This is a genomic window from Nitrosomonas supralitoralis (assembly GCF_003011925.2).
In the GTDB taxonomy this organism is placed as follows: Bacteria; Pseudomonadota; Gammaproteobacteria; order Burkholderiales; family Nitrosomonadaceae; genus Nitrosomonas; species Nitrosomonas supralitoralis.
Genome location: NZ_PXXU01000027.1, coordinates 1 through 25484 on the forward strand (window position 1 = coordinate 1; position 25484 = coordinate 25484).

At 45.7% G+C, this 25484-nt stretch carries 22 protein-coding genes; 12 read left to right on the top strand and 10 right to left on the bottom strand.

Annotated features, from left to right (window positions below; genetic code table 11):
- Window positions 1–1222 (top strand): calcium-binding protein (locus C7H79_RS09755; RefSeq protein ID WP_147383580.1); only part of this gene is annotated, 1222 nt, incomplete at its 5' end.
- Between the two features lie 462 nt (window positions 1223–1684).
- On the opposite strand, the gene C7H79_RS18870 is transcribed toward C7H79_RS09755, so the two are convergent.
- The 4 genes from C7H79_RS18870 to C7H79_RS09775 form a co-directional block, all read right to left on the bottom strand.
- Window positions 1685–1921, bottom strand: coding sequence for a hypothetical protein (locus C7H79_RS18870; RefSeq protein ID WP_242447231.1), 237 nt, complete (start codon window positions 1919–1921; stop codon window positions 1685–1687).
- A 681-nt stretch (window positions 1922–2602) separates the two neighbouring features.
- Window positions 2603–3262 carry a hypothetical protein gene (locus C7H79_RS09765; RefSeq protein WP_106707093.1) on the bottom strand — a complete coding sequence of 220 codons (660 nt, stop codon included), beginning with the start codon at window positions 3260–3262 and terminating at the stop codon, window positions 2603–2605.
- Window positions 3263–3367: 105 nt separating this feature from the next.
- Complete coding sequence (locus tag C7H79_RS09770) at window positions 3368–5188, bottom strand: beta-propeller fold lactonase family protein (protein ID WP_106707094.1); 1821 nt, start codon at window positions 5186–5188, stop codon at window positions 3368–3370.
- A gap of 149 nt (window positions 5189–5337) precedes the next feature.
- Window positions 5338–5592, bottom strand: a complete 255-nt coding sequence (locus C7H79_RS09775) for a hypothetical protein (RefSeq protein WP_106707095.1) — start codon at window positions 5590–5592, stop codon at window positions 5338–5340.
- Between the two features lie 192 nt (window positions 5593–5784).
- Between C7H79_RS09775 and C7H79_RS09780 the strand changes: the two genes are divergently transcribed.
- From C7H79_RS09780 to C7H79_RS09820, 8 genes are all read left to right on the top strand, one after another.
- Window positions 5785–6660, top strand: a complete 876-nt coding sequence (locus C7H79_RS09780) for a DUF6502 family protein (protein ID WP_106707096.1) — start codon at window positions 5785–5787, stop codon at window positions 6658–6660.
- Window positions 6661–6685: 25 nt separating this feature from the next.
- Complete coding sequence (locus C7H79_RS09785) at window positions 6686–8488, top strand: DUF5666 domain-containing protein (RefSeq protein ID WP_106707097.1); 1803 nt, start codon at window positions 6686–6688, stop codon at window positions 8486–8488.
- Between the two features lie 235 nt (window positions 8489–8723).
- A complete protein-coding gene (locus C7H79_RS17950; RefSeq protein WP_172592405.1) occupies window positions 8724–10025 on the top strand; it encodes a hypothetical protein in 1302 nt (433 codons plus the stop codon).
- Window positions 10026–10565: 540 nt separating this feature from the next.
- On the top strand, window positions 10566–11036 hold the full coding sequence (locus C7H79_RS09800) for a septal ring lytic transglycosylase RlpA family protein (RefSeq protein ID WP_242447232.1): 471 nt from the start codon (window positions 10566–10568) through the stop codon (window positions 11034–11036).
- Between the two features lie 160 nt (window positions 11037–11196).
- Window positions 11197–11916, top strand: coding sequence for a Crp/Fnr family transcriptional regulator (locus tag C7H79_RS09805; protein WP_106707100.1), 720 nt, complete (start codon window positions 11197–11199; stop codon window positions 11914–11916).
- A gap of 109 nt (window positions 11917–12025) precedes the next feature.
- A complete protein-coding gene (locus tag C7H79_RS09810) occupies window positions 12026–13273 on the top strand; it encodes a lipoprotein-releasing ABC transporter permease subunit (protein WP_106707101.1) in 1248 nt (415 codons plus the stop codon).
- Complete coding sequence (lolD, locus tag C7H79_RS09815; protein WP_106707102.1) at window positions 13266–13955, top strand: lipoprotein-releasing ABC transporter ATP-binding protein LolD; 690 nt, start codon at window positions 13266–13268, stop codon at window positions 13953–13955. The genes C7H79_RS09810 and lolD overlap by 8 nt, the downstream gene beginning before the upstream one ends.
- A gap of 50 nt (window positions 13956–14005) precedes the next feature.
- Window positions 14006–15715, top strand: coding sequence for an ABC transporter ATP-binding protein (locus tag C7H79_RS09820; protein WP_106707103.1), 1710 nt, complete (start codon window positions 14006–14008; stop codon window positions 15713–15715).
- A 65-nt stretch (window positions 15716–15780) separates the two neighbouring features.
- Here the strand turns inward: C7H79_RS09820 and C7H79_RS09825 are convergent, their stop codons facing one another.
- The 3 genes from C7H79_RS09825 to C7H79_RS09835 all read right to left on the bottom strand — a co-directional run bounded on the left by C7H79_RS09825 (window position 15781) and on the right by C7H79_RS09835 (window position 18941).
- A complete protein-coding gene (locus C7H79_RS09825) occupies window positions 15781–16131 on the bottom strand; it encodes a YdbL family probable chaperone protein (protein WP_106707104.1) in 351 nt (116 codons plus the stop codon).
- A gap of 25 nt (window positions 16132–16156) precedes the next feature.
- Window positions 16157–16372: a YnbE family lipoprotein gene (locus C7H79_RS09830; protein ID WP_106707105.1), complete on the bottom strand. Its 216-nt coding sequence runs from the start codon at window positions 16370–16372 to the stop codon at window positions 16157–16159.
- Between the two features lie 103 nt (window positions 16373–16475).
- A complete protein-coding gene (locus tag C7H79_RS09835) occupies window positions 16476–18941 on the bottom strand; it encodes an intermembrane phospholipid transport YdbH family protein (protein ID WP_106707106.1) in 2466 nt (821 codons plus the stop codon).
- Window positions 18942–19235: 294 nt separating this feature from the next.
- Between C7H79_RS09835 and C7H79_RS09840 the strand changes: the two genes are divergently transcribed.
- Entirely contained in the window at window positions 19236–19895 is a 660-nt protein-coding gene (locus C7H79_RS09840) for a hypothetical protein (RefSeq protein WP_106707107.1), read from the top strand.
- A gap of 570 nt (window positions 19896–20465) precedes the next feature.
- Here C7H79_RS09840 and pmbA read toward each other — a convergent pair.
- Entirely contained in the window at window positions 20466–21824 is a 1359-nt protein-coding gene (gene pmbA / locus C7H79_RS09850; protein WP_106707108.1) for a metalloprotease PmbA, read from the bottom strand.
- A 90-nt stretch (window positions 21825–21914) separates the two neighbouring features.
- Between pmbA and yjgA the strand changes: the two genes are divergently transcribed.
- Together yjgA and C7H79_RS09865 are read left to right on the top strand one after the other, a co-directional pair.
- Window positions 21915–22427 (top strand): ribosome biogenesis factor YjgA, encoded by a 513-nt coding sequence (gene yjgA / locus C7H79_RS09855; RefSeq protein WP_106707109.1) that lies wholly within the window; start codon window positions 21915–21917, stop codon window positions 22425–22427.
- A gap of 236 nt (window positions 22428–22663) precedes the next feature.
- A complete protein-coding gene (locus C7H79_RS09865; RefSeq protein ID WP_106707111.1) occupies window positions 22664–23110 on the top strand; it encodes a hypothetical protein in 447 nt (148 codons plus the stop codon).
- Between the two features lie 87 nt (window positions 23111–23197).
- Here C7H79_RS09865 and C7H79_RS09870 read toward each other — a convergent pair whose 3' ends face one another.
- Window positions 23198–23818: a hypothetical protein gene (locus tag C7H79_RS09870; protein WP_197714620.1), complete on the bottom strand. Its 621-nt coding sequence runs from the start codon at window positions 23816–23818 to the stop codon at window positions 23198–23200.
- Entirely contained in the window at window positions 23806–25434 is a 1629-nt protein-coding gene (locus C7H79_RS09875) for a SagB/ThcOx family dehydrogenase (protein ID WP_106707112.1), read from the bottom strand. Before C7H79_RS09875 ends, C7H79_RS09870 begins: the two co-directional genes overlap by 13 nt.
- Window positions 25435–25484: the final 50 nt, after the last annotated feature.

Here is a 25484-nt window from a genome sequence, read left to right on the forward strand (position 1 = left end):
GTTGAACGGTAACGATACCCTGGACGGTCAGGGCGGTAACGACACAATGGTGGGTGGCAGAGGCAATGATCTGTATATTGTAGATTCGGTCTCCGATACCGTTACAGAACAGGCCAGTCAAGGCATCGATACAGTTCAGAGTTCAGTGACATTCTCGCTCAGTTCTTCAATTAATGTGGAGCGCCTGACCCTGACCGGAGCCAACGCAATCGACGGTACCGGCAATAACCGACTCAATACGCTCATCGGCAACGATGAAGACAATACGCTGACCGGGCTGAACGGGAACGATACGCTCGATGGGCAGGGCGGTAACGATACAATGGTGGGTGGCAGAGGTAATGATCTGTATATTGTAGATTCGGTCTCCGATACCGTTACAGAACAGGCAGGTCAAGGCATCGATACAGTTCAGAGTTCAGTGACATTCTCGCTCAGTTCTTCAATTAATGTGGAACGCCTGACCCTGACCGGAACCAACGCAATCGACGGTATCGGCAATAACCGATCCAATACGCTTATCGGCAACGATGGAGACAATACCCTGACCGGACTGAGTGGTAAAGATACGCTCGACGGTCAGGGCGGTAACGATACATTGGTTGGGGGTATGGGTAGCGATATTTATATTGTTGACAGCGTGACCGATACAATTATCGAATTATCAGCTCAGGGTGCTGACACGGTTCGCAGCAGCGTGACCTTTACGCTGGGTCTGACATCGAATCTTGAGCATCTCACTCTGACCGGCTCGGACGATATTAATGGCACAGGTAATAATAGGCGCAATATCGTCACTGGTAATGATGGAGACAATACATTAACAGGAAACGGTGGTCCTGACACGCTCAGTGGCGGTCTTGGCAACGATACCTTGATCGGTGGTGGGGCAAAAGATACCTTAACCGGTGGCGGCGGAAACGACACCTTCCTGTATCAAGCACCAGTCTTTCACTCCAATGGCGGATCGCGCGATACGATTATGGATTTTGTGAGTGGCGTAGACACCATTGATCTCAGCGCGATTGATGCCAATAGAACTGTGGGTGGTAATAATGCCTTTGTCTTTATCGGTGCAACAGCATTCAGCAGCGCCGGTCAGGTGCGTTACGTTCCCGCAACGGGTTTGTTGGAAGCTAACGTGAATGCAGGTCTGGCTGCAGATTTCCAGATTTCATTACTGGGAGTGCCAACACTCGTTGCAACTGATATCGTGTTGTAAAGAGTAGTAAGCAAGAAATGACACTCATAACTAACTGCTTAGTTTAATGAGTGCCATCATTAGCTCTCTATCGTCCAAAGTTTCATAAAATAGAGGAGATAGAATCCGGTCGCAAGTAAACGAATTTTAACTCGGAGGTAAGCTCGCGAGATTCATACTATACGATTTAAATAGTTTGTTCAGGATTAGAAACCTATGCCGACATAATCTCCCACCGTCATGCGGCCATATTTTGCACCATCCAGAGAGCCAAGGGTCAATATAGGTAATGGACTCAGAGGGCGGACTGATGACATGTATTGCTAAACCGACAGGAATAATCCAAGGTCTTATTTTATAGGCCGCAAAATGCTTGAATTTAATCTTAGGCGATGCGTTCAGGGTGAATTGATTAATAACTCTGTCACACCCTGAGGATTGTTAGCGTCGCCCGCCATTTACGTAGATGCATTTGCCAGCACATTACCCTGAACGCCATGGCCATATCTGCAGATATTCAAACATCAGCTCCGCATGGATTTCGGTTTCGGGTATACAACCCCAGGTATCTTTGGTCAATTGAAAATCAAACCCTGCGCCGGTATACCAAGCAGGCCGGCATGCTTGTTTCTGTGCGCCAATCGGTGCGACACGTCTTTCGATTGATACGCCATTACGATGCTCATCACTTCTGCCATAGCTGCCGCGAAAAAACAACATGATATTTTATTACTCATGCCCTCTTCTCTAGCCTTTTCTCTGGTGGCTCTGGCTTCCTCAATCTGTTCAATTTTCTGCGTGGTTCCAGCCGATTCTACCCTTACTCTATTCAATTCAAATTGCATTTCTTGCGTCCGGGCCGACTCCGTTTTAATCCTGTTCAATCCATTCTGAATTTCTTGTAGTGTGTGTTTCAACTGTTTAATGCGTTGAGCTGCTGCATCCTAGGCATACGCCTGTGATACGGCCGTACCAGTTAAACATGCGCAAATAATAAGTTTAAAAACGCAGTTTCTCTTGAATGAGTAGTTCATATATATTCCCTTGTCGTTTAATTGACGTGCATTCATGAAAGAACTCGGGGAATGCGACAGAAAATCAATAAATTAACATAACAGTCAGCAAAATATTGTTGATTGGCGAGAACGGAACAATGTATTCGAAGCCAGAAAAAGTGATGGAAGAGCCCTGCTCCAATCGTGGCGGCATAAACTGTGAGGGTTTAGGGGTTTCTTCCCAGAGTACAGGCAGGAAACCTGTCGGGCTGTTGTTTCTTTGGGCCGGCGCTAAATAGGCATTGAATAACTTGAATATGTTCTCGGTTTGATAAGCTCAATCAGAACGAAATCAAATTTCCTTGTTCTTCATGAGCTTATCGATATACTCGAGCTAGCAAATCACTTAACTCATTACACTGACATCATCCCAGCTGATTTGATCAGACGCGACGCCAACCAGCGTGACTGATGCGGTAGAACCAAAATCCACTATGAAATCTTGACCATCATCACTACGATGGATATCCGTGACGAAGCCTTGCAAATGTTCTTTTGAAATAAGGCCCAGACCGGTATCAAATATAATGAAGTCATGTTCGCCTGAATTAAAGTCTGCAATGCGTAAATGCGCAGCTTCGCGGATCACGAAATCATCCGCGCCCTGCCCGCCATGGCAATCTTCACCACCACGTACTCCAATATGGTCGTCACCGTCAGTTGGAGCATAGACGAGTCTGTCTTCAAACTTAAACGGACCGGCTCCCGGTGAATCAGGAGTCCATTGTTCTGAAATTCTAAAATAGGTACCATCACCATCTGCATCTGCGTAAACAGTGATTTCTGAGCCAAGGCCAAGTTTATGTTCGGTTCTGACCACCTCGCCATTATCGTTGACTACATAGGTCTCCGTGCCGTCATCATCGATGGGTTTTAGTTCGGGTACACCATCTTTAATTTCAAATACTTCGACTACCTCATTACTTTCATTTATTGTAAATTGAAAGCCTTTGTGGTTTCCACTGCTTGGTGAATCGTCATTTGAATTGTTATGTCCTGAGCTCATTTTATTTCTCCTCATATCATCAATGAAATTAATGCTACATTTGGTTACAGAAATTATGCCTGCATTTAATAAGACTATTTACAGACCTGAAAAATCCGTCGTAGCCTATTTAATTGGATTCAATTGTGCTGCAGTGAGCTGGCTCGACCAAGAAGCCGGCAGATTCTGAACCCAACCGTTATACACTAGCGGAATCGGCAGTATGCCTTGCCCACCCATGCCTGGATTAGCTGATACGGTGTCATCGTGCTGAGTTGTGCTCGCAGAAAACAATCCTACTGTACCCGCAATTTTTGCATCGGATGGATCGCCATCATTGTTTGGATCAGGATCCACGATCAACAATCTGTTAGAAAATTTGCTGGATACATACGCGTAATAACCACCACCTTGTTTCGCACCGTATTGCACCCCGTGACAACCGGGATCGCATGGTAGCATCGCTACCAACTCATCCGTGATTGTATTGACAATGGTTATCGTCCCGGTGAGCGTATTGGCAGTGACCATATTCTTACCATCCGGGGACACCGGGGTTTGGATTGGTAGCGCGCCCACAGGACCGGTAATGGTTCCTGCAACCGGATCATAATTTTCAATCAGGTTGATGTGTTTGGTTACCGTGTGGGTATCCATATTCACAACCGCGAGAGTGCTATCGAGAAAGTTAGCCGCGTAATATTTGGTGGCATCCGGCATCATGCCCGTTGCTATAGGGTGGCCGAAAGGACTGCCCACTGGGACAATGGCCTCAATCGCATTGGTATGAAAATTGTACTGTGTGGAATCACCCGAAAAGACATTGGGTGTTACCATGGTTTTGCCGTCATGGCTCATCCAGTGTGCGTGCGGGTTGCCGCGTCCAATATCCACTCTTCGCAACACTCCGTCTGCCAAGGGCGCTAATTCCATTACAGAATCAGTCCGCGTGTCTCCATTATTCGTAACGTGAAGACGATCAGAGTCAGTCAGTGTCATCACATGTGCAGGTGATTCACCCACGGATACATTGCGTATCAGCGCACCCGTTAAACGATCAAATACAGTCAGTTTACTGTCAAACCATTGGGTAGCGTAAATTACAGTCTGATCTTTATCGGTCCACATATTGTGTGGATTGTTCATCTCAATGGAAGGTAATGCTACTTTCCGGGTCACCTGCCAGGAAGAACCATCTATCGCTGATATCGTACCCGGTTTTTCTTTACTCTGAGTGTTTTCAAATTGCGTGGCAACCCATATTTCACCGACAGCAGAGGTTTTAGGGTTTTCAAGTGCGACTAATGGAATGTCATTGCCATAACGTGCATTAAGAACTGCTGGCAGATTGACAACACCGATATCTACGCGCACATCAACATCCGGATAGGTAATATGCCATGGCTGATTACTTGCATAGTTCTGCCAGTTAGCAGGGTTGGTAGCAATAAAGAAAGTGCGTAAGAGTCGTGTCGCCAGATCGCTGCTGGTTGGAACGGTGATTCCGTTGATCAGGCTGATTGATGTGCCCAGATCCAGTCCGCTGGTTTTAGGATCATCAACAATCACTGCGCCAAACATGTAGGGATGGATACTGCAGGTAAAAACATACAAACCCGGTGTTGTCAGTATTACATCATCTCCGCCTTTTCTGGGCTCCGTATTGAAGGGCATGTTGGCGGCACCGGTTGGGAAAATTAAACTGGTTCGGGTATGCACCGTATTGGAATTACCGGAAAACTTAACCCGCACGCCGGGTGTAGCAATGGCAATTGAGCGATTCCCTGCAACAGACGTTCCGGTGTCAAACCATCGTCCGGGGTTATCCGTAAGTTCAAATTTGATTTCGTTATCACGTGCAGAGACACTGCCTACTGATAACATCAGCAGCACAGTGGAACAAATCCCCAATTGTACTGCGTGCTTTAAAAAAGTTTTCGTAAACATCGAATATTCTCCTCGGAGCAATTAACAATAATGGTTTTTTATATTATTTTTTCACTCAGTTTGGCCTTTGGCGGGCGTCATTGAATTTTACTGCTTTACATTATTTAACGTTGCGGCCTCCTTGTGCACGGTCATTTTTCATAATAATTTCAGATTCGCCTGACTTCGCGATCATCGGCATTTTGCCCAACGCGAGCGGTGATTGAAGCAGCATCCTTATTGTTTTCTGAATGCGCAGTTCTGTTAGAATCATTGATACTGCGGTCATACCGAATCTGGTCGAGCTGATGGTTCATTTTATTCGAGGATTCAAGATAGTCTTCAGCTGTTTTTTCCGCAGAGAAAGACGTAAATGCAGACCCCATGCTAAACATTAGAATAGTGATAATTGAGAGTCTTTTCATGATATTTCTCCTTAATTTGGATTGATGCACCATCAGTAAGCCTCCTAATGCACGTGTGAATTATCCTCGCACAAAACCAACTATACGTGGGATTTTTTCCCATGTCAATATATTGTGTGATTATTTCCCACGATATGCTACAATGGCTTGTATTCATTAACTTTCTGACTAATTTATTCGTGGATAGGCTTTATGCCCAGTATTCAAACACCTAATTCAACGCTCCCGCCCGTGCTCATCACTGCACTCCGGCGCGTACTTCGCCCAATAATCAAGTTAATGCTTGCTAATGGAATTACTTATCCTTCTTTGTTGGAATTACTGAAGGAGTTATTTGTCGAGATTGCAGATAAAGATTTTAAGATTGATGGAAAATCTTCGACAGACAGCCACTTAAGTCTACTGACAGGTGTTCATCGTAAAGATATCAAGAGATTGCGACATGAAAATCATTCCGATGCCGAAACAATTCCGCAAGCAATTTCGCTGGGCGCTCGACTGGTGAGTCTTTGGACCAGTGACACACGCTATCTAGATGAAAACAATCAACCTAAACCGTTACCTAGATTTATCAAAGAAGGCGGTGAAATTTCTTTTGAAAAACTCGTTGCTAATGTGAGTTGTGATATTCGCTCGCGGGTTGTATTGGATGAGTGGCTGAGACTAGGCGTGGCGCATTTTGATGATCAGAAACGAGTATGCCTTAATACTTCGGCATTTGTTCCGGCAAACGGTTTTGATGAGAAAGTATATTACTTTGGCCACAACTTACATGATCATGCCGCCGCTGCAACTAACAATTTATTAGGAGAAAAGCAGCCTTTCATTGAACGAAGTGTTTCTTATGATGAATTGACCTTTGACTCGGTGCAGAAGTTGGCCGAGAAATCTAAACATCTTGGGATGGAGTCATTGCTTGCCATAAATAAAGATGCGATGGAATATGAAAAAAATGATGCATCTGGAAGCGAGTCGCGTTATCGTATGACATTCGGTATTTATTTTTACAGTGAACCGGCAGAATTGGAGGAATTGCCAAAGAAAGATAACGATTTGACACACAACTAACCATTCAAGATATTTTTTAAGCGAAATGACAAAAAATTCATTGGTCGCCCTATGCCGTTACGGTGCTTACATATTGGGTGTTATCGCTCTGATGTTTCTCTATTCTGCCAGCCTGCTCGCTAAAAACAATTGCGATGTCAGAGCTTCGCTGATCAATCCTTTACTACAACCTCAATCTGGAATCGGTGGCACAGGCGTGCACGATGGAGGAATGGGTGGTACCGGCATTTCAAAAGGCGGCATTGGTGGAACTGGTGCGCCATTAGCTGAATCAGGTATGGGTGGCACAGGTGTGGTCGATGGAGGAATGGGTGGTACTGGTGCTCCGGAAGGCGGCATTGGAGGAACTGGATATGTCGCTCACGATGGGGGCCTCGGTGGAACGGGAATTATCGGTATCATCACCGGATTTGCGAGTATTTGTGTCAATGGCATCGAGGTTCACTATGATAGCAACACTCCCGTTTTCATTGACGGCAGACCTGCTACAGTACGTGATCTTACAGTAGGTCAGGTAATTGCGGCACGTGCGCAGGACACTGGTCACGAACTTATGGCTCGAAACATTGCGGTAGTGCATGCAGCTATTGGGCCGATCAGTAGTTTTAATTCTGAAACCGGAGAAATGCGTGTATTAGACCAGACTGTGCATATTGGAACATCTACCGATCAGAACTATGTTTCAAACATGAAAGAAGGCGATTGGGTGCAAGTCAGTGGTCACAGGCTATCCAATGGTACGATTGTAGCATCGCGAATTGAAACTACGCCGTTGCATGCACAAGCCCAAATAAATGGTCAGGTTACCCAAATTGATCGACAAGGTTTTGTCGTTAATGGCACGCGCGTTCAACATGATGCTAAATCATTGCCAACGGATATTTCTCAAGGTATGGAAATTGAGGTTAGGGGACAATGGGATGGCACCCATCTACACGCACAGCAAATACAGGTTGAACCAATGCTTCGGAGTATTGGCAATGTAGAACATCTTGTGATCGAGGGGTATATCCATGCCCTGGGTGGTAAAGAATTAAACGTAAGTAACCGGATAATTACCATTGAACCTAATACGCATTTAACGGGAACTGCGAAAGATGATCTCAAGTTGGATCAACGTGTGCTGATCAGTGGAAAGCTTGGTGCAGATCAGCGGATTACTTCCGAACGCATTGAAGTGAGAAACATACTGCCCATTCAGATACAGGAAGGAAACGATAGGGCTTTTATTGATAACAGCGGCAAAGGTAGAAATAATACGAACAATGAATCGGAAGTCAAACCTTCCCAGAATGGTAAGAATAGTCATGGTCACGGCAGTGGCCATGACGGCATCAAGCAGAATCCTAGCGATTTAAATAGAGGACGTGACCGTGACCCAGGCAATAATCAGTCGCCCGGCAAGGATTCACGTACCGAGCATTCGCCCCTTATTGGAGGCGAGAGAAGAATTGATCATTCTGGCTCTGCAGGACGGGATCATATAGAAAAATCATCCGATATGCGCGATACGAATGCATCAGATAATAAGCTTATAAGGCTTGAGAATCCGAGAGATTCCGTCTCAGATGTGCGGGACAGGGCAAGTGATCATAAAGATGGTGTGCGTGATACTGATCACTCAGACAGACTGCGTGATCATGCGGAACGTTATGACAAGCACTTAATCATAGACAGGCACGAAAGACCGGACGGATTAGATTTTGACTCGAGGGATCGGATCGGCGACCATAGAGAAAGCATACGGGATATTGATATTCCAGATCGCGCTGGTGACCATAGAGAAGGCATACGACACATTGATGTTCCAGATAGAATTCGCCATTAGCTTCTCAAATTTTTAGAAATCAAAAAAACTAAGTATGGCAATAATTTATTGCCCAGCTGTAAAATTTATCCTACATAAGGAAAAAGAAGAATAATCCGTGAGCTCCGAACATAAAACAAGATGTGTCCGCACAGGGAATCAGCATTAACTAAAAAGGACATGAGCCGTAATTTATTAATTCGCACAATTGAATCAGATGATTGCGCTGAATTTAGTTAATACAAAAAAGGCTCTCATGTATCCATTTTTTTCTTTCAAACAAAAAAGCTTAGCGCTGTTGCTGCTAACGCTTGTCATCAATTCTCCCGATGTCCTTGCCAATAGATTAAGCTTCAGTACCACAACTGATTTCACCACAGGCAAATACGGCGGGACTAGTTCAACGGATATCTGGTATGTACCTTTCACAGCTCGCTACGACAATGGTCGAGCATCTTTCAGGGTGATTGTTCCTTATCTCAATATCACCGGACCAGGCAATGTACTCGGTCCGGGGATTGGAGGTATTGTTGACGGTGGAGGCCCCATTGTCGGAGGAGGTTTTGGTGGCGGTAGTCCAGGGAGTTCTAGCGTCATAGTTGTTTGCGATGAAAATACGCAAAATTGCTCAGGTGTTAATCCAGGACGCGAAGGAAGTAATTCAGGTTCAGAAGGCGGAAGGGGAAGTGGCGGCGGCGGTGACAACAGAGGGAGTGGTGGTGGTGGCGGTGGCGACAACAGCGGGAGCGGTGGTGGCGGTGGCGACAACAGCGGGAGCGGTGGTGGCGGTGGCGACAACAGCGGGAGCGGTGGTGGCGGTGGTGACAACAGCGGGAGCGGTGGTGGTGACAACAGCGGAAGTAGCGGTGGTGGTGGCGGTGACAACAGCGGAAGTGGCGGTGGTGGTGGCAACAACAGCGGAAGTGGCGGCGGTGATGACAACAGCGGGAGTGGCGGTGGCGGAACTGGCGCTGACAGCTTAAGCGATGTGATAAATTCATTGAGATTGAGTAAAACTAGCGCTGCTGGTTTTACAGGCGGCATTCCATTGGGTGGGTCATCGCTGAGCAGTACAACCAAATCTGGGTTGGGGGATATCGTAGCCGCATTCAGTTATAATTTGATTGATCATGCGCCTACAGGCATTGCCTTTGATATTACAACCCGTATAAAAATACCGACTGCCAGTGCTAAGCAGAATATGGGAAGTGGTCAAGTCGATTATGCTATTCAAGGTGATTTGTTTAAAACAGTTTCCAAGTTCACACTAAGCGCAACTTTCGGCTACAGAATATTGGGCAACCCGTCAGGGATTATTTTTCATAATGTGCTCTATGGTGCCGCAGGTGCTGGATATCAATTGTCCCCCAGTATCGCTATAGGGACAAATTACACAATGGGACAATCGCCTGTGCGCTTGGAAGACAGTAGAGACCTCACTTTATATCTTTCGCAGCGAATTACAAATAGTTTCAGACTGAATGCCTACGGGATAAGAGGTTTTTCCGATCGCAGTCCTGGTTGGGGAGGTGGTATCAATATGCGTTATATCTTTTAGAAATTAGGTGCTTGCCAAGTTATCGATATCGAAACTCGATGCCAATGACAATCCTCAATGATTTATTTTCACAAGTATTGTCATTTTTTCATTTATATTTTTGCCAGCAAACATAGATGATCGCGAGCAACATGAACAGCAGTCATTGCAGTAATCTGACTAGGGCTCAATGCAAGCGTGACTTCTAAATATCCATTTCGATCAGCATACCTCAATGTGTCTAGCCATAAAGTCGCCGTTCCAAGGGTGAATCCCAGTTTGCATTGAATATCAGTGATCAATAATCCATCTATTTGATCCTATAGTAGTAGAATGCTCTCATATCGCTTACAATATTCCTTTGTCTATAATCAAAACATTAAAATCCCGTGATAATATGATGCGGGTTACAACAGATTCAGGTATTGTCAATTAATTAACATATGCGACAATTGATCTTTGCAGGCAGATCCGATTATCCTCAGATGCAGATGCAAATATAAAATTAAGCTGTGTTTTAAAAACGCTATGCAACCGACAGTTTATTGCAAGCAAGTTAGTATGATGATGTTGATCGCTGTCTTGATCAGCGGTTGCGCTTCAATGTTCTCCGGTCATCCGTCGCGCCCCTCAGGGGTTTCTATTCAGCGTGCGCCCAATCTTGCTGCGCCGTACAACAAGCCATATAAAGTACGCGGAATCACCTATTATCCGATGCGATCAGCAGTTGGATATCGAGAAGTTGGCCATGCATCCTGGTATGGTACAGAATCGGGCAATCGCACGGCAATGGGAACACGCTTTGTTCCGCATGGTCTGACTGCTGCTCACAAAACACTGCCCCTGCCATCTAGAGTCAGAGTTACTAATCTGAAGAACGGTCGTCATGTTGATGTACTAGTTAATGATAGAGGACCTTTTAAGAAAGGCAGAGTCATTGATCTATCACATGGTGCAGCAAAGAAAATTGGCTTGCATGGGGTAGATAAAGTAAAAATCGAGCATCTCAACGACAATATCAGCAAGAAGTAGGTAATAACCCGAAATTATTCCGATCCGGTGGCTTAATCGCCTCTTTGCAAACGCGCGCATCAATCTAAATCTGATATATCATTACCTTTACATGAAGAGGTAGAATCTTAGAGAATGATCGGATACTGTCAACCAAGACTATTTTGAAAGACAGCAAGAAATGACCACACGAAACATCTCGACTGACCGTGCAATCGCCATGCTGTCTGTGATTAAAGGATTTCAATCTCTTTCGCCGCGAGATATTGAAATAATTGCAGCTGTTTGTCACTGGCACCGCTATGAAGCGGGAAATGAAATTGTGCGTTATCACGATCAGACCAACAGCGCATTTTTTATTGTACAGGGTGAAATTCGAGTAATGTTTCACAGCTTATCGGGGCAGGAAGTTATCTTGTGCGATTTGCCAACGGGTGAAATGTTTGGTGAATTGACAGCAATAGATGGCCATCCCCGTTCGGCTACTGCAATTGCCAAGAGTAGTGTATTGCTGGCATCAATGACTGCACCGGAATTCCAGAATCTGGTTTATAGCAATCGTCAACTCGCGGAAATCATTCTAAAACGCCTAACCGGGCAGGTGCGACGCCTGACCGAGCGTGTTTATGATTATAGTACGCTAGCGGTACGTAATCGTATTCAGGTAGAATTGTTACGCTTGGCGAGGAATCACATGATATCCGCAAATGCCGCGGTTATTTCTCCGGCACCCACCCAAACTGAAATCGCCAATCTGGTTAGCACACACCGTGAAGCCGTTTCGCGCGAACTGAATATATTGATCAGAAGTAAATTGATATTGCGCCAAGGTCATAATTTGCATGTGCTGGACATTGCAAAGCTAACTGAAATGGTCAACGAGGCGCGTGGCAGCTTTTGACGGAAACTCTTGCAGCAATAGATCCTAATCACAATTTCAGATTATTTTGTTAAGCTGCTTGTAAATGTGGCAAACTTCATAGTCAAACTTATTACAGGTATTATCATTTGTGTCTCCCTATGAACTTTTCATTGGTTTGCGCTATACGCGTGCCAAAAAACGCAATCATTTCATTTCGTTTATATCTTTAATCTCCCTAATGGGCATAACACTTGGGATGACAGCATTAATTACTGTGATGTCAGTGATGAACGGTTTCCAAAAAGAAGTGCGTACTCGAATTTTGGGTGTTGCCTCGCACGTTCAGATTGGTAGCATTCACGGTAATTTGAGCCATTGGCAGCAAACAGCAGAAGAAGCAGCCAAGCATCCAGCGGTAGAAGCCGCCGCACCCTATGTCAGTGCGCAAGGTATGCTGTCACACAATCAAGTTGTACAGGGCGTCCTGGTGCGCGGCATCTTGCCTGCAATGGAAGATCAAGTGGCCGATTTCTCGAAAACAATGATAAGTGGCGATTTAAATCATCTGGTACCAGGAGAATTTGGTATCGTGATCGGTATGGAATTGGCTCGTGCGATGGGTACCTTCCTCGGTGATAAAATTGTTCTGATCTCACCCCAAGGACAAGTTACACCTGCAGGCATTCTACCGCGTTTGAAACAATTTACTGTCGTTGGAATCTTCGAAGTAGGACATTTTGAATATGATTCCGGATTGGTTCTAATTCATATGTTTGACGCACAAAAATTGTATCGTATGGAGAACGACGATGTTTCGGGTGTACGCTTGAAACTGAAGGATTTGTTTCAAGCGCCCAAAGTGGTGCAAGAGTTGCCTGCAATGTTGACGATTGACAGTTATATCAGCGACTGGACCAGACAGCACGCTAACTATTTTCGTGCGATTCAAATCGAAAAACGCATGCTGTCCTTAATTCTGGCCCTAATTATTGCAGTTGCAGCATTCAATATTGTTTCCACACTGGTAATGGCTGTGACTGACAAAGAATCTGACATCGCAATTTTACGCACACTCGGCGCAAGCCCACGCAGTATTATGAAGATATTCATCGTCCAAGGAACGTTTATTGGGGTCTTTGGCACTATCCTCGGCGTAGCCGGCGGTATGCTGTTAGCTTATAATGTAGGGGAAGTGGTAGCATTTATTGAAGGTTTGTTTAATATTCAATTCCTTTCGCGGGAGATTTACTACATCAGTAAGATCCCAACCGATCCGCAGATGACGGATATCACAACCGTTGCCGTAACTTCCTTTGTTCTCAGTTTGCTGGCAACGATTTACCCCAGCTATCGTGCATCCAAAGTGAACCCGGCGGAGGCATTGCGCTATGAATGATGTGGTTCTTTCCTGCCGTAATCTGATCAAGCAGTTTTCGCAAGGAGAATTAGCCGTTCCGGTATTAAAGGGTATTAATCTGGATCTGGTCAAAGGAGAAATGCTGGCGATTGTCGGCGCGTCAGGTTCGGGCAAAAGCACTTTACTGCATGTGCTTGGCGGGTTGGATGCACCGACTAGCGGGAGCATTCGGATTCTCGGGCAAGATATCGCCCATATCACCGAAGAAGAACGTTGCCGGTTACGCAACGGTTCGCTTGGTTTTATATATCAATTTCATCATTTACTGATGGAATTCAGCGCATTGGAGAATGTAGCCATGCCGCTGCTGATTCGCCGTTTGCCGAATCGAGAGGCCTATGATCGCGCAGCCGAAATGTTACGGCTGGTTGGTTTGAGCCATCGCTTAACACATACCCCGGGCGAATTATCTGGCGGCGAGCGCCAGCGCGCAGCTGTTGCGCGTGCCTTGGTTACACAACCTGCCTGCATTCTGGCTGATGAGCCGACAGGAAATCTTGACCGGAAAACGGCTGAGCATGTATTTGATTTGATGCTGGAGTTGAATCGTAAGATTAATGCCAGTCTGATCATAGTTACACATGACACAAGTTTGGCTAATCGCGCACAGCGTATCCAGCAACTAATAGATGGAGTTTTATGCGATGTGCCGAATGCATAATGTTTATCTAAGCGAATCTATGTTTTCTGATCCTTTTTTATAACTGACTTATGCGTACTTTATTCACGTATATCATGGTCTTTCCCCGCCGCAGTACGTTTGTTCTGTTCGCATTATTGATTGCGGGTATCGCTGAAGGATTGAGTCTGACTGCATTACTACCGCTGCTATCAATTGCTGTTGGCGATTCAAGCGGATCAGGTGATTCCGGCATCGGTAAATTTATAGAAAACACACTGCAAGACATCGGTATTGAACCAACATTGGATACGATCTTGATCATTATCGTCGGCGGCATGTTTTTTAAGGGATTGGTGCTGTTGCTGGCGAATCGCCAGGTAGGCTACACCGTTGCGCATGTCGCTACAGCATTACGACTGGATTTGATTGAAGCTTTGCTAGCTAGTCGCTGGTCGTATTATTTACGGCAGCCTGTCGGAGCACTTGCAAACTCGGTTGCAACTGAAGCCTACCGTGCTGCTAATGGTTTTGAGCACAGTGTGAACGTGTTGGCGTTAGCCATTCAAGTGCTGGTATATTCAATTGTGGCACTATTCATCTCATGGGAAGCGACGCTGGCTTCGCTAGTGATCGGTTTTTTTTTACTGATTGCGTTGAATCGCTTAGTCAGTGCAACCCGTCGTGCAGGCACAAAACAAACTCATTTGTTGCGCAACCTACTTACTTATTTATCTGATGTGCTCGGCTCTGTGAAATCGCTAAAAGCTATGGCGCGAGATAATGTGGCCGATGCCATTTTGCATGAACAGACGCAGCATCTGGAAAAAGCAACGCGCCGGGAGGTAATGAACCGAGCAGCTCTGACTGCATTGCAAGAGCCCATACTTGCTGCGCTGACCGCAGCCGGTTTGTACTTTGCGTTAGTGGTGTGGGAATTATCGCTACCAGAAGTGATGTTGATGGTATTTTTGCTAACCCGTATTCTGGGACTGTTAAACAAGGCACAGCGCAGACATCAGCAGCTTGCTGCACAAGAAAGTGCATATTGGGCATTGCGCAAAGCTGCCGAAGAGGCACGCGCAGCGGCGGAAAGATCGACCGGAACAAAACAACCAACACTGCAGGAGGGCATTGTCTTGCAGCATGTAAGATTTAGCTATGGACAGAAAACCATTTTCAATGATTTGAATATCGAAATTCCGGTCAATTCATTTACAGCTGTGATGGGCCCATCCGGTGCTGGCAAAAGTACCTTGCTGGATTTGTTATGTGGATTGACCGAACCACAGTCCGGTGAGGTCCGGATTGACAACACATCCTTACACGATATTAATCTGCGTCAATGGCGCCACATGATCGGCTATGTCTCACAAGACACGGTTTTATTGCACGATACTGTCATGAATAACATACTGGTTGGAGAACCCACCTTAACAGTCGATGACGCAGAGCGGGCGCTGCGTCAGGCCGGAGCCTGGGATTTTGTAAGCGCTTTGCCGGAAGGGTTGCAAACGGTTGTGGGTGAACGCGGCGGCTTACTTTCAGGGGGACAACGGCAACGTGTCGCGATTGCGCGAGCATTGGCTCATAGTCCGTCTTTCTTGATTCTCGATGAACCTACCAGCGCATTAGATCCCGAAAGCGAACGTGCTATCTGCGAAACGTTACAAGACCTGGCCAAGAATCTAACCATTATTGCTGTTTCACATCAACCAGCGGTCATAAACGCAGCAGATCGTGTTTTTATACTTTCGAATGGAGTCGCAGAACCTTTATCGCAAGAATCTCAGAGTCATTAGCGCGCAGAGCAATAAGTCGATCTGAGAGGGTTTTCTAGACGAAAAACCCGAACTCAGGTGATTGATTATTTCTGTCTCCATTGTCCGTTGATTTGAATCCAGGTTCCGGGCGGAACTTTCTGGATAATTTCTTCAGCATATACTTTGCCTACCTGGTTAATATCAACGCCCTGTGCAGCTGCTTTTTCCTGATAGATTGCTTTGCGTTTAGCGTTAATTGTATTGACTTCAGCCTGAGCACTTGGCTCTCTGGCGACGACATAGCCAGTAACGCTTTCACCAATTGCACCGGAGGCGCGCAAACTTTCCAGACTCTCGGCCCATGATGGTATTGCATAAAGTGCAAACGTCAGAAAAACAGCTCCAAAAAATCTGGGTAGAGGGTTCTTAGTAATCATCTTTAGAATACGCTGCATAATGTTTTCCTTGTCTCGTGAACTATTAGAAGATGTCAGGATTGGCGACGATATCTTTTTTGGCTTCTTCTTCTAGTTTTACCCGAATATCAGCGTCAAGCTTAATATTGAGATTTATTGTAATTGGTTCCTTGGGTGATTCCACTTTAACCGTGGGCGCACACGATGCGATTGCCACGCAATAAAAAATTAAGATTGCTTTGATAAGTAGAGCGTTTGATACTCGATCAATTTTACACATGATAGCACTCCTTTTTTCTGGTAAATTTCCGAGCTTCATTTAAGCTGAAAATCTGGTAATGAGCATTACAGTGCCCTGTATCTACAATCTAGCGCAACCAAACTTAATGGAGTCTGAATGAGCCGCGCAGAATTTCATGGGATAAATTGTAACCGTAATTAATTTCTTCCAAGATTTTGTCTATATCAGTTTCAAGCCTAATATTCAAACGAAAATCCTGTCCCTCTTTGACCATAGGATTATTCCCCAATAAAGAAAGTTTGGCTACCAAATTATGTGTAACCGATTTATCGAGATTCAATGATAGTTCAGTGTAATGAAAATCCTGCATAGCTTGCAGCAATAAATTCATCTCTTCTCCGGCGGAAGCAAGCCATTGTGAAGCTTTTGCGGATTGGAAATGCAGGGTTCCTGGCGCCTTGGCAGTAAGCTGGCCGTTCTTTATCGTTAATTGATTACTTTCTACTGACAGCGGGATCTGACCATCAAGATGACCGCTTCCAGTAAGTCCCTCGACTTTGATTAGGTTAAAGAATGACTCCAAGTCGATATTACTAATGCCTATCAGCATGTCGGAACGTTTAGCTACAGGATCAATGATGACGGGCGCAACCGATACCAGCCCATTCATCAAGGAGAATTGTACTTTTTCAAGTGCGACCTGAGGGGGAATCGTATCCAGGATTTGAAAGGAAACCAATAAATTTTCCAGCGGAATTCCGTAATCAATCTGCCGGGCCGTGATTTTTTGCCCGGGAGAACTGCTGAGAGATATCAAATTATTCAAACTCAGCGCGATATTCAGATCCATTATTTTTGTTTTTTCCCGTGCAAACGAAATATTGCGCATCTCAAATGAGCCCTGGCTGCTGCGTATGCCTTCTGTGGACCATTTTAATTGGGCCATTGCACTAGCCTGACCGCTAACATTATCTAACTGTGCCAGCAATGGGAAGAGAGTACTGGGTTGCAAACCGCCTGCAAAGAAATTTAACGGAATTATCTCCGCTTTGAGCGCTCCATTACCGCTATTCAGCGCATGCGTGCCTTTAATTTTTAGAAACTGTAAACCTGGAATACCACCTGTAATTCTTAGTGCATACTCTGCTGATTCCCCCTGTTTGGCTCTATTTCTGATGTCACCAGTGATGGATAGAGCTGCAAACAGAGGCTCAGGCACCTGATGTCGCAGTTGGCCTACGGCAAAAACAGCGGCATTACCAATTTCACTATCATTCAAGTGTAAAGTGGCTGAAATATCCTTCAACTGTATCTGAGAGTTTGGCAGATTAAAGGAGGTATCACTAATAGTCACCTGTCCTTGATAATTTCCGTCCGCATCAATTTCTCCCGTTGCCGTTATTTTTCCCGGATGAAGGTTAATTTCAATTTCAGGAGATTCCTTGCGCTTAACCAGCAGAGTAAGGTCGGCAGGCATCACCGTGATATCGTTTTTAAGTACCAGACCTTGTGGGCTTTTTATTAGCTCCAGATCAGCTTGAGGAATAGTAAAGGCTGGAGAGGTGCGGAAACGTAAGGGATATTGGGTACTGATCTTTCCCAGCGAGACCTTTCCATGACTTCGCAATCCGATGTGCCAGTTATCCGAATTGAACTTAACCTGCATCGGTAAGTTTACGGATAACTGCTTTATTTTTACAGGTCCAGCAATCATTTTTACTCCATCAATGCCAAGATCAATCTCCCCTTCCCAGTAATTCGATAACTCGCGAATGACTCCTTTAAAGCTAATGTGATCAATGGCTGCATCTCGCAGTGCCAATGCATCCGGCTTCTCACCAATCAGCTCAGGCACTGGTTTTGCTGATGTTTTTCTTGGAAGTTTAATACCTGATAGCGCGAATTCAGTCTGGACATGTTGCAATTGCAATGCTGCAAGTGCAAAAGCGGTTTGACCTGAGAAGCTCGAAATTTTGGCCTCAGGGAGGCTCAGCATGCCATTCGTAACAGTAAGTGTGCCTTGTATTTTCCCCTGCGCATCCAGGGTTGCAGTCAATCCGGTCTTAGCCCGACCCAATGAACTGGAGATCATGGTATTGAGCTGTATCAACTGAGTACCCGGTAGGTCTTGCGCGATGCTGCCCGACAAGACAATTGTCACACTACCCGCAGCCAATTGGAGTTGAATCGCTGAATCTTTCAGTTCGAGTAGAGGCAACCACGGTATGTTGAAGTCTTTTCCAGGTGACGCAGTCACGAGTTGCATGGAATTCAAAGCAGAGCGTTCTCCAGCCAAATCGAGTGCCACTTGCAAGCCGCTGATTTCAACCGAAACAGGTTTTCCAGCGAGCAGATCACTCATTTGCCAGGTCACCAGAACTTTGCTCACATGCAATTCGTCATTTTTACCCGCCTTTAGATCCCTCAGGTGGAAGGAGTTGAGCGAAATGTCGAGAAACGAAATAGACTGTAACGGAAGATCTTGTTTACTTAACTGATCATTGATAAGCATTTCCAATAAGGAATTGCGGAAAGCATAAAGACCCACCCCAGCAAATATGATGAGACTCAAGAGAACCAGCAATCCTGTTTTTAATTGCTTTGCCATTGGAGCAATCGATAGTCTTTATATTGGCTCATTCTATTTCTTAATTGGTATTATGAAGTTAAAATAAACTAAAACATAACCACTCAGATCTTTCAAAGTAGAGGTTATCACGCCAGCATTTAAAACGAAATTCAGTTTTTCTCGAGCACAAATAAAAAACACTTTTGAGCCTAACAACCTCACTTGTTAGTTTTCCTTATATTTCAGGTTTGCGTAGCAGTAAAATAATTAAGATTAGTCATGCGATTCGACTATTAGTAAATACCGCCATTAGCATTCAAGAGGAGGTCTCTCATGTCTCTAATAATTGTGATATTTGGAGCCTCAGGATCTGGAAAGTCAACTCTCATGGAGTTGTTGATGCGATCTGGTGTGCAATATTCGTTGCATTTCAAAGGAACCGATCGTCCTCCTCGTCAGTTCGACGGTATCGAAATACGCTGTGTCGATCGTATCGAATGTTCAGAATATGACTACATTTATCAGTCATATGGCTTCCACTATGGGATTCAGCGATCCCAGATAGATTCAGCCATTAGAGAAAATCGTCATCATTTCATTATCTGCAACAACGTGGTAGTAATTCGAGCGCTCAAGCATGACTATCCGAATCGTGTTCGCGTGATCTTCCTTGACTTCGATGCCTCCAGTGAAACACTGCATGCGATACAGACAGCTCGAAAAATACCTGACAACGAAATTAAGCTGCGATTGTTAAAAACAGAAGCTCTCTACAAGACTTTTTTACAAGAGCGGGAGCTTTTCGACGATGTTCTCTTCAATTGCTATGGCGATAAACCGGAGAAGTTACAGTTCAAGATCGAACAAATTATTGGACATCTTGATGTCCCAACTACGTCACGCTCACCCTATGCGCTAAAGCGACTCGACCAGCTCGCCAAAGAAATTGACACTCGATTGTCGACGTATATAGAGCTTACTCAAAAAGTATAAATATCTTATTTAATTATATAATTTTGGTAAAATAATGCACGTGAATATGTGAATTAACCCCAATAGCCGTGCACTATGTTTTGTTATATCAGTCAAAAACACCTGCCACTCGAAGGATTTGATACACCGCCGGGCATGATACTTGATTCCAATAAACTCTGGGTAAAACTGACAGATTGCCTACGTGGGATGAGATGTCCGCGAGTTACTATAAGACGGTATGCTCAAGATTAGGTCGCCCAGAAATCTGATCAAGCAACCCTGTCATCCGGCCAGATGACCATAATCCTGAATGAAATTGCCACCGTGATCATTAAAGAAATAGCAGACTCTGACGGAAGATTTATGAAGTGAAGGAATCTGAGTTGGGATAATAGGCATTCATTCCTTTCTAATAATCAAAGATCAGGATTTAGTCGCCTTTTAGGTACATATAGCTGTGCCATTGCATCTTCAATTGCTTTTCCCGGCAATAACTGATGAATACTGTTCCGATAGAAATTTCAAACATAGCAGCACCTCATTAAATACTGGTCTCTCAATGCAGCTCAGAACATACTACACGCACACTCAACCACCCGCCACAGTCATACGATCAATTAGGATAGAGCCGCACTGTTTTGATCCGCGCACGATCACGTCGCCTCCAATTGCCAGAATTCCCTGAAACATGCCTTTCAAATTACCCGCAATGGTGATTTCCTCGACCGGATGGCTGATTACACCGTTCTCAACCCAGAATCCGGATGCCCCGCGTGAGTAATCTCCGGTAACTGCATTGATGCCATGTCCGAGTAATTCCGTAACCAGTAAGCCGGTGCCCATTTTTTGCAGCAAAGCATCAAAACTTAAGGCAGTATCGTCTTGCATGATCAGGTTATGTGTGCCTCCTGCATTGCCGGTTGTGCGCATACCCAGTTTACGCGCGGAATAGCTGCCCAGAAAATAGCCTTGCACCACGCCATTTTCCACTACATTACGCTCAACCGTGGCAACGCCGTCATCGTCGAATGCGCTGCTAGCCAGACCTTTGTGCAAATGTGGCAATTCAAGAATCTGAATATTGGGCGCAAAAACCTGTTGACCGATACTGTTCAGCAGGAAAGATGATTGACGGTACAAATTACCCCCACTCACCGCAGAAGCAAAATGCCCGATCAAACTGGAAGCGATCGGTGCCTCAAACAGCACTGGTACTTCACAGGTATTGATCTTGCTTGCTCCCAAGCGTGCAACGCTGCGCTTGCCTGTTTTCTGTCCGATATTTTTTACGGCTTCCAGATCCATGGCGTCGCGCGCGATGCTATACCAGTAATCGCGCTGCTTGCTGTCACCTTGCTCGGCGATCATGGCGCAACTGATGCTATGACGCGAAAGCGGATATCCGCCCACGAAACCCAGGCTATTGGCATAGATGAATTGCGATTCACTGACCGAAATCGTCGCACCTTCTGAATTGGTAATGCGTTTATCCACTGCATACGCCGCTTGCTCGCAGGTTTGCGCCAGCTCAATAGCTTCTTCAACCGAGATTTGCCACGGAAAATACAAATCTAAGTTCGGATAGTCTCTTGCCAGTAATTCTGCTTCCGCCAGTCCTGCACAATCGTCATTCGCAGTATAACGCGCGATCGACAGCGCGGCTGCGACCGTATCACTGATGGCTTGCGGCGAAAAATCGGAAGTACTGGCATGGCCACGTTTCTGTCCAATATAGACGGTCACGGACAATCCTTTATCGCGATTGTATTCAATCGTTTCCACCGCGCTCTGGCGCACTGTGACGGTTTGGCCGAAACCATCGGAGACATTGGTTTCGCAGGCAGTGGCACCGCCTTTTTTCGCATGTGCCAGAATATCCTGGCTAATTTGCTGTAGGGTGCTGATAGGATATGAGAATCTGGTTTCGGAAATGGTTAAATTATTCATGACTTGCACTATGGAAAAAATATTAGCGAATTTCAAATGAGATAAAGCGCTATGATAACAGCTTATTGATACCGCATTACACAGGTTGCCGTGCAAAAAGAACTGGAAAACGAGATCGAACAAGATACCGCGCCAAGCAAAACGAAGCGCAAGAAAGATATGCATGCATTGCAGGAAATCGGCGAGCAACTGATAGAACTCGACTCCAAAAAGCTGGATGAATTTGATTTGCCGGAAATTCTGAGCGAAGCGATTAAGCAAGCCAAGGCTATACACAAACACGGTGCACGCCGGCGCCAGCTGCAATATATTGGCCGCTTGATGCGCGAAGTGAACGCACTGCCGATCCAGGAAAAGCTCGACTCCTGGCGTCAAGTATCGGTACACCAAACTGCCCGGTTGCACCAGATGGAACGCTGGCGCGAACGACTTCTGAGCGATGAACACGCCCTCACTGAATTTGCCCAGAAATATCCGGCTGCAGACTTACAGCGTCTGAGATTGTTGATACGTAATGCGCACAAGGAAAAAACTGCTGAAAAGCCACCCAAAAGTTTTCGTTTATTGTTTCAGGAATTGCAAGGGATCATTACTGATGTTTGATTAGCTATGTAGCAAGCCGTTGAAAAACTATCTGTGCTGCGGCTACGGGGCTAAAAACAGACTCAAAATGCTCATTTATTAAGTATAAACTACACTTTTTCGCCTGTTTTTGCATTGTATCAGCTGCCTCGAGAACGTTTTTCAAAAGCCTGCCAGGTAGCGTTATGGGAGAAATTGTTAGTTTATTGAGCTTCCTTTCAGAAATTCTTTTTTTTGAGCGCCTTAAGAGGTGATAAATGGCTATTCTAGAATTTAAAGGCTTGATAACCATTCTCGGCGTTCTGATCGCTGCAACCTCGCTCGTGTTCACCGCTATTAACACGCGCATCAACATGAGAACGAATCGTGCACGTTTCTGGCTGGATTTGCGCGACCGGTTCGAGCGGCATGATGAGGTGCATCACCAGTTACGGCCGGGTGGAGCATGGACTGGCGGAAAAGGTCCGGAAACTTCGGAGGAATGGGCCAGCCTGGAAGCATATATGGGGCTGTTTGAACACTGCGAAGTGATGCTGGCGCAGCATCTGATCGATGAAGCCACTTTTCGCGATATCTATGCCTACCGCTTGCGCAATATCGTGGCTAACGTCATCGTTCGACGCGAGAAACTGCAACGGTTGGCATCTGGTTGGATGCGATTCCTGTCGCTGCTAAAGCGTATGGATATTGAATTTACAACGTGATGCGAAGCACTGCCGAGTTCATTAGGCAGAGTTATATCACACAAAAATAATAGAAGGTTGTGTCGAAGAACTTTTAGCCTATTCGCATTATAGTGAATGATAGTAATCCCTAATTTTTAGACACATGAGTTTACGCCTCAAGATCAAAAAATCTTGATAGTCGTCTGCATCCATTGCCATTAATTCTGTCGGAACGCAATTCATCTTTAAGTTGTTTAAAAGATCTTGTTCTGTTGATAAACCAGTAACTTGTTTATGATTCTCCTGCATTTGATTTCTTATCAATTCAAAGTAATCTTTGGGTGGCTTATTGCCAACCTTGATGTTTATTTCTGATTGCATATAGACATAGTTAGCAATTTGGTTATATCTGCTTCGGTCAAGCCCATTTTTCTTCAGGTAGCCTTTCGGAAATAAATGATGGATACCTCCACGTAGTGAAATCAAATCACTTACTAGAATGTCTCTTGATAAAAACCCCTTGTCATGAGCCTTTACTTGTGAGGCAAGAAACACATGAAAATATGGACTACTTGCAACGGATGTATCCAAACTTTGAGGAAGCGAAGCATTCCAATAAGCTTCTGAAAGGCTATGTAGTGATGTAGACAAATAAAAAGATATCTGAGATAAAGCAAAATAATCGTTAAAGAAAACTCTGGAATACCGCGACAAGATTGTATTTATCATATCAATCAATAAACCCATCGCCCGATTAAATGTCCATACGGAGGCAACAGCCGCAACCGTGGATCATCTATCGGTCCACCGACAGTAAAGTGATACAGCGATTGCCAAGCATGACTGGATAAGCCCAGCATTTCATGTAGAGCATCGTCGAAATAGCAGCCGATGCCAGTACCGCGTAGTCCTACGGCTTCAGCTTCCAGGTACAGCACTTGCCCCAGCAGGCCTGCTTCGTAGAACAGTTCGCGATAATGCCAGGCACCTTCGTTCAATGCGACCCCGAATTCGGCCAGCATGCCGAGCGAAAAGCAGCTATCGGCGGCGATATTTTGATGGCAACTGATCTGACGCGCCACATCCCGGGCATCGGCGGCAAATAATCGATACAAGCCAAGATGCTCGGGTGCATCGGGTACGGTAGTCCATTCAGCGTCCGCACGGATTGCCTGCTGTAATTTGGATTTGACGGATGGGTCTCGCACCAGTAGGTAGACGCCGGGTGTTATCCCATTGATGCGATGCACGAACAGCACCGGATGAATACACGCTGGGCGCTGCCAGGATTTCCAGGGTGGTAGCTCGGAACGGGGTAGCAGCGCATCGAGCAATGCAAACCAGCATTCAATCGTGATACTGGTCACTCTATCAAAATCAACCGCACTGCGGCGTTGACGGATTAGCGCGCTTGCGTCTTGCGGGCAATCAATCCCTGCTAGCGGCGGCCATGATATTGACTGAATCAACCCTGCAGCAGGTGGAGAAGGACGCTCTGTTGCATGATGCACGGCATTGATTCCGGTCCAAGGAACATACTGGGCACTTAAGCGATTGGCTTGCCCGGTAAAATGCAAACCGTTGGTGAGAGCCACTGCAGCCTGTAGTGAATCCAAATATTTTGGAGGATTGGCGCAACCGACCCATAGCGCGACATCGACTGCCTCGGTTTCTTGTTCGGCAAAATCACTACTGCGCGCAACTCCCGTTAGCGCAGCAAGTAAGGTATCGCCCCAGCTTTCCAGCAACTGCGCATGCCAGCCCAGCGCAGCGGCGGCATAACTGACTGCCGCAATGGCATGACCGCAATCGTGTTGACAGTAGCGGAAGGCACGCAGACCGTATTTCCAGGCTTCACGCCAGTAAATCGAGGTGAGGATCAGCACGAAGCCACCCGTTAGCTCGCTTCCCCAAGTGGCATTAGCCTCGGCGCGGTGTTCCAGGGTGTGATCGTGACTTACGTAATGGTACACGCCGGTGCGAAGGCCGTCGCATGTGGGAGTGAGTACATAGCATTCTGTAGGATGCAGATTGCCACTGGAAGGATTGCAGCGTAACGCCCAGCGCGATTCCCCATGTTCTTTCCATGCCGATAAACCAAAACTTAGCTCCAGCAGCGTCGCCAATCCGGTCAGATTCATTGCTGCCGGTGTTCCCCGCTGGCCGCAGCGGACCTCTGCAAACGAAATTTGTAACGGGCTTCTGCGTAACGGTAATTCACAAATGGATGTGCCTGGGTAGCGACGAAACGGATCCGGTTGATTGGCCCAGTCCAAGCCACCGGGACCTGGCGCGTAACGATCCAAGCGGTGTTTACTGGCTTCGTGGTAGTCGAGAACTACTGACAATGTGTTCTTATTCATAAATGCTTAACAAAATTAATTTGCATCGCAGACTCCTGCTTCGAATGTAT

Coding starts and splice junctions, on each gene's coding strand:
- C7H79_RS18870 (WP_242447231.1), bottom strand. CDS start 1,921: ATGTTGTTTTTTCGCGGCAGCTATGGCAGAAGTGATGAGCATCGTAAT.
- C7H79_RS09765 (WP_106707093.1), bottom strand. CDS start 3,262: ATGAGCTCAGGACATAACAATTCAAATGACGATTCACCAAGCAGTGGA.
- C7H79_RS09770 (WP_106707094.1), bottom strand. CDS start 5,188: ATGTTTACGAAAACTTTTTTAAAGCACGCAGTACAATTGGGGATTTGT.
- C7H79_RS09775 (WP_106707095.1), bottom strand. CDS start 5,592: ATGAAAAGACTCTCAATTATCACTATTCTAATGTTTAGCATGGGGTCT.
- C7H79_RS09780 (WP_106707096.1), top strand. CDS start 5,785: ATGCCCAGTATTCAAACACCTAATTCAACGCTCCCGCCCGTGCTCATC.
- C7H79_RS09785 (WP_106707097.1), top strand. CDS start 6,686: ATGACAAAAAATTCATTGGTCGCCCTATGCCGTTACGGTGCTTACATA.
- C7H79_RS17950 (WP_172592405.1), top strand. CDS start 8,724: ATGTATCCATTTTTTTCTTTCAAACAAAAAAGCTTAGCGCTGTTGCTG.
- C7H79_RS09800 (WP_242447232.1), top strand. CDS start 10,566: ATGATGATGTTGATCGCTGTCTTGATCAGCGGTTGCGCTTCAATGTTC.
- C7H79_RS09805 (WP_106707100.1), top strand. CDS start 11,197: ATGACCACACGAAACATCTCGACTGACCGTGCAATCGCCATGCTGTCT.
- lolD (WP_106707102.1), top strand. CDS start 13,266: ATGAATGATGTGGTTCTTTCCTGCCGTAATCTGATCAAGCAGTTTTCG.
- C7H79_RS09820 (WP_106707103.1), top strand. CDS start 14,006: ATGCGTACTTTATTCACGTATATCATGGTCTTTCCCCGCCGCAGTACG.
- C7H79_RS09825 (WP_106707104.1), bottom strand. CDS start 16,131: ATGCAGCGTATTCTAAAGATGATTACTAAGAACCCTCTACCCAGATTT.
- C7H79_RS09830 (WP_106707105.1), bottom strand. CDS start 16,372: ATGTGTAAAATTGATCGAGTATCAAACGCTCTACTTATCAAAGCAATC.
- C7H79_RS09835 (WP_106707106.1), bottom strand. CDS start 18,941: ATGGCAAAGCAATTAAAAACAGGATTGCTGGTTCTCTTGAGTCTCATC.
- C7H79_RS09840 (WP_106707107.1), top strand. CDS start 19,236: ATGTCTCTAATAATTGTGATATTTGGAGCCTCAGGATCTGGAAAGTCA.
- pmbA (WP_106707108.1), bottom strand. CDS start 21,824: ATGAATAATTTAACCATTTCCGAAACCAGATTCTCATATCCTATCAGC.
- C7H79_RS09865 (WP_106707111.1), top strand. CDS start 22,664: ATGGCTATTCTAGAATTTAAAGGCTTGATAACCATTCTCGGCGTTCTG.
- C7H79_RS09870 (WP_197714620.1), bottom strand. CDS start 23,818: ATGGGTTTATTGATTGATATGATAAATACAATCTTGTCGCGGTATTCC.
- C7H79_RS09875 (WP_106707112.1), bottom strand. CDS start 25,434: ATGAATAAGAACACATTGTCAGTAGTTCTCGACTACCACGAAGCCAGT.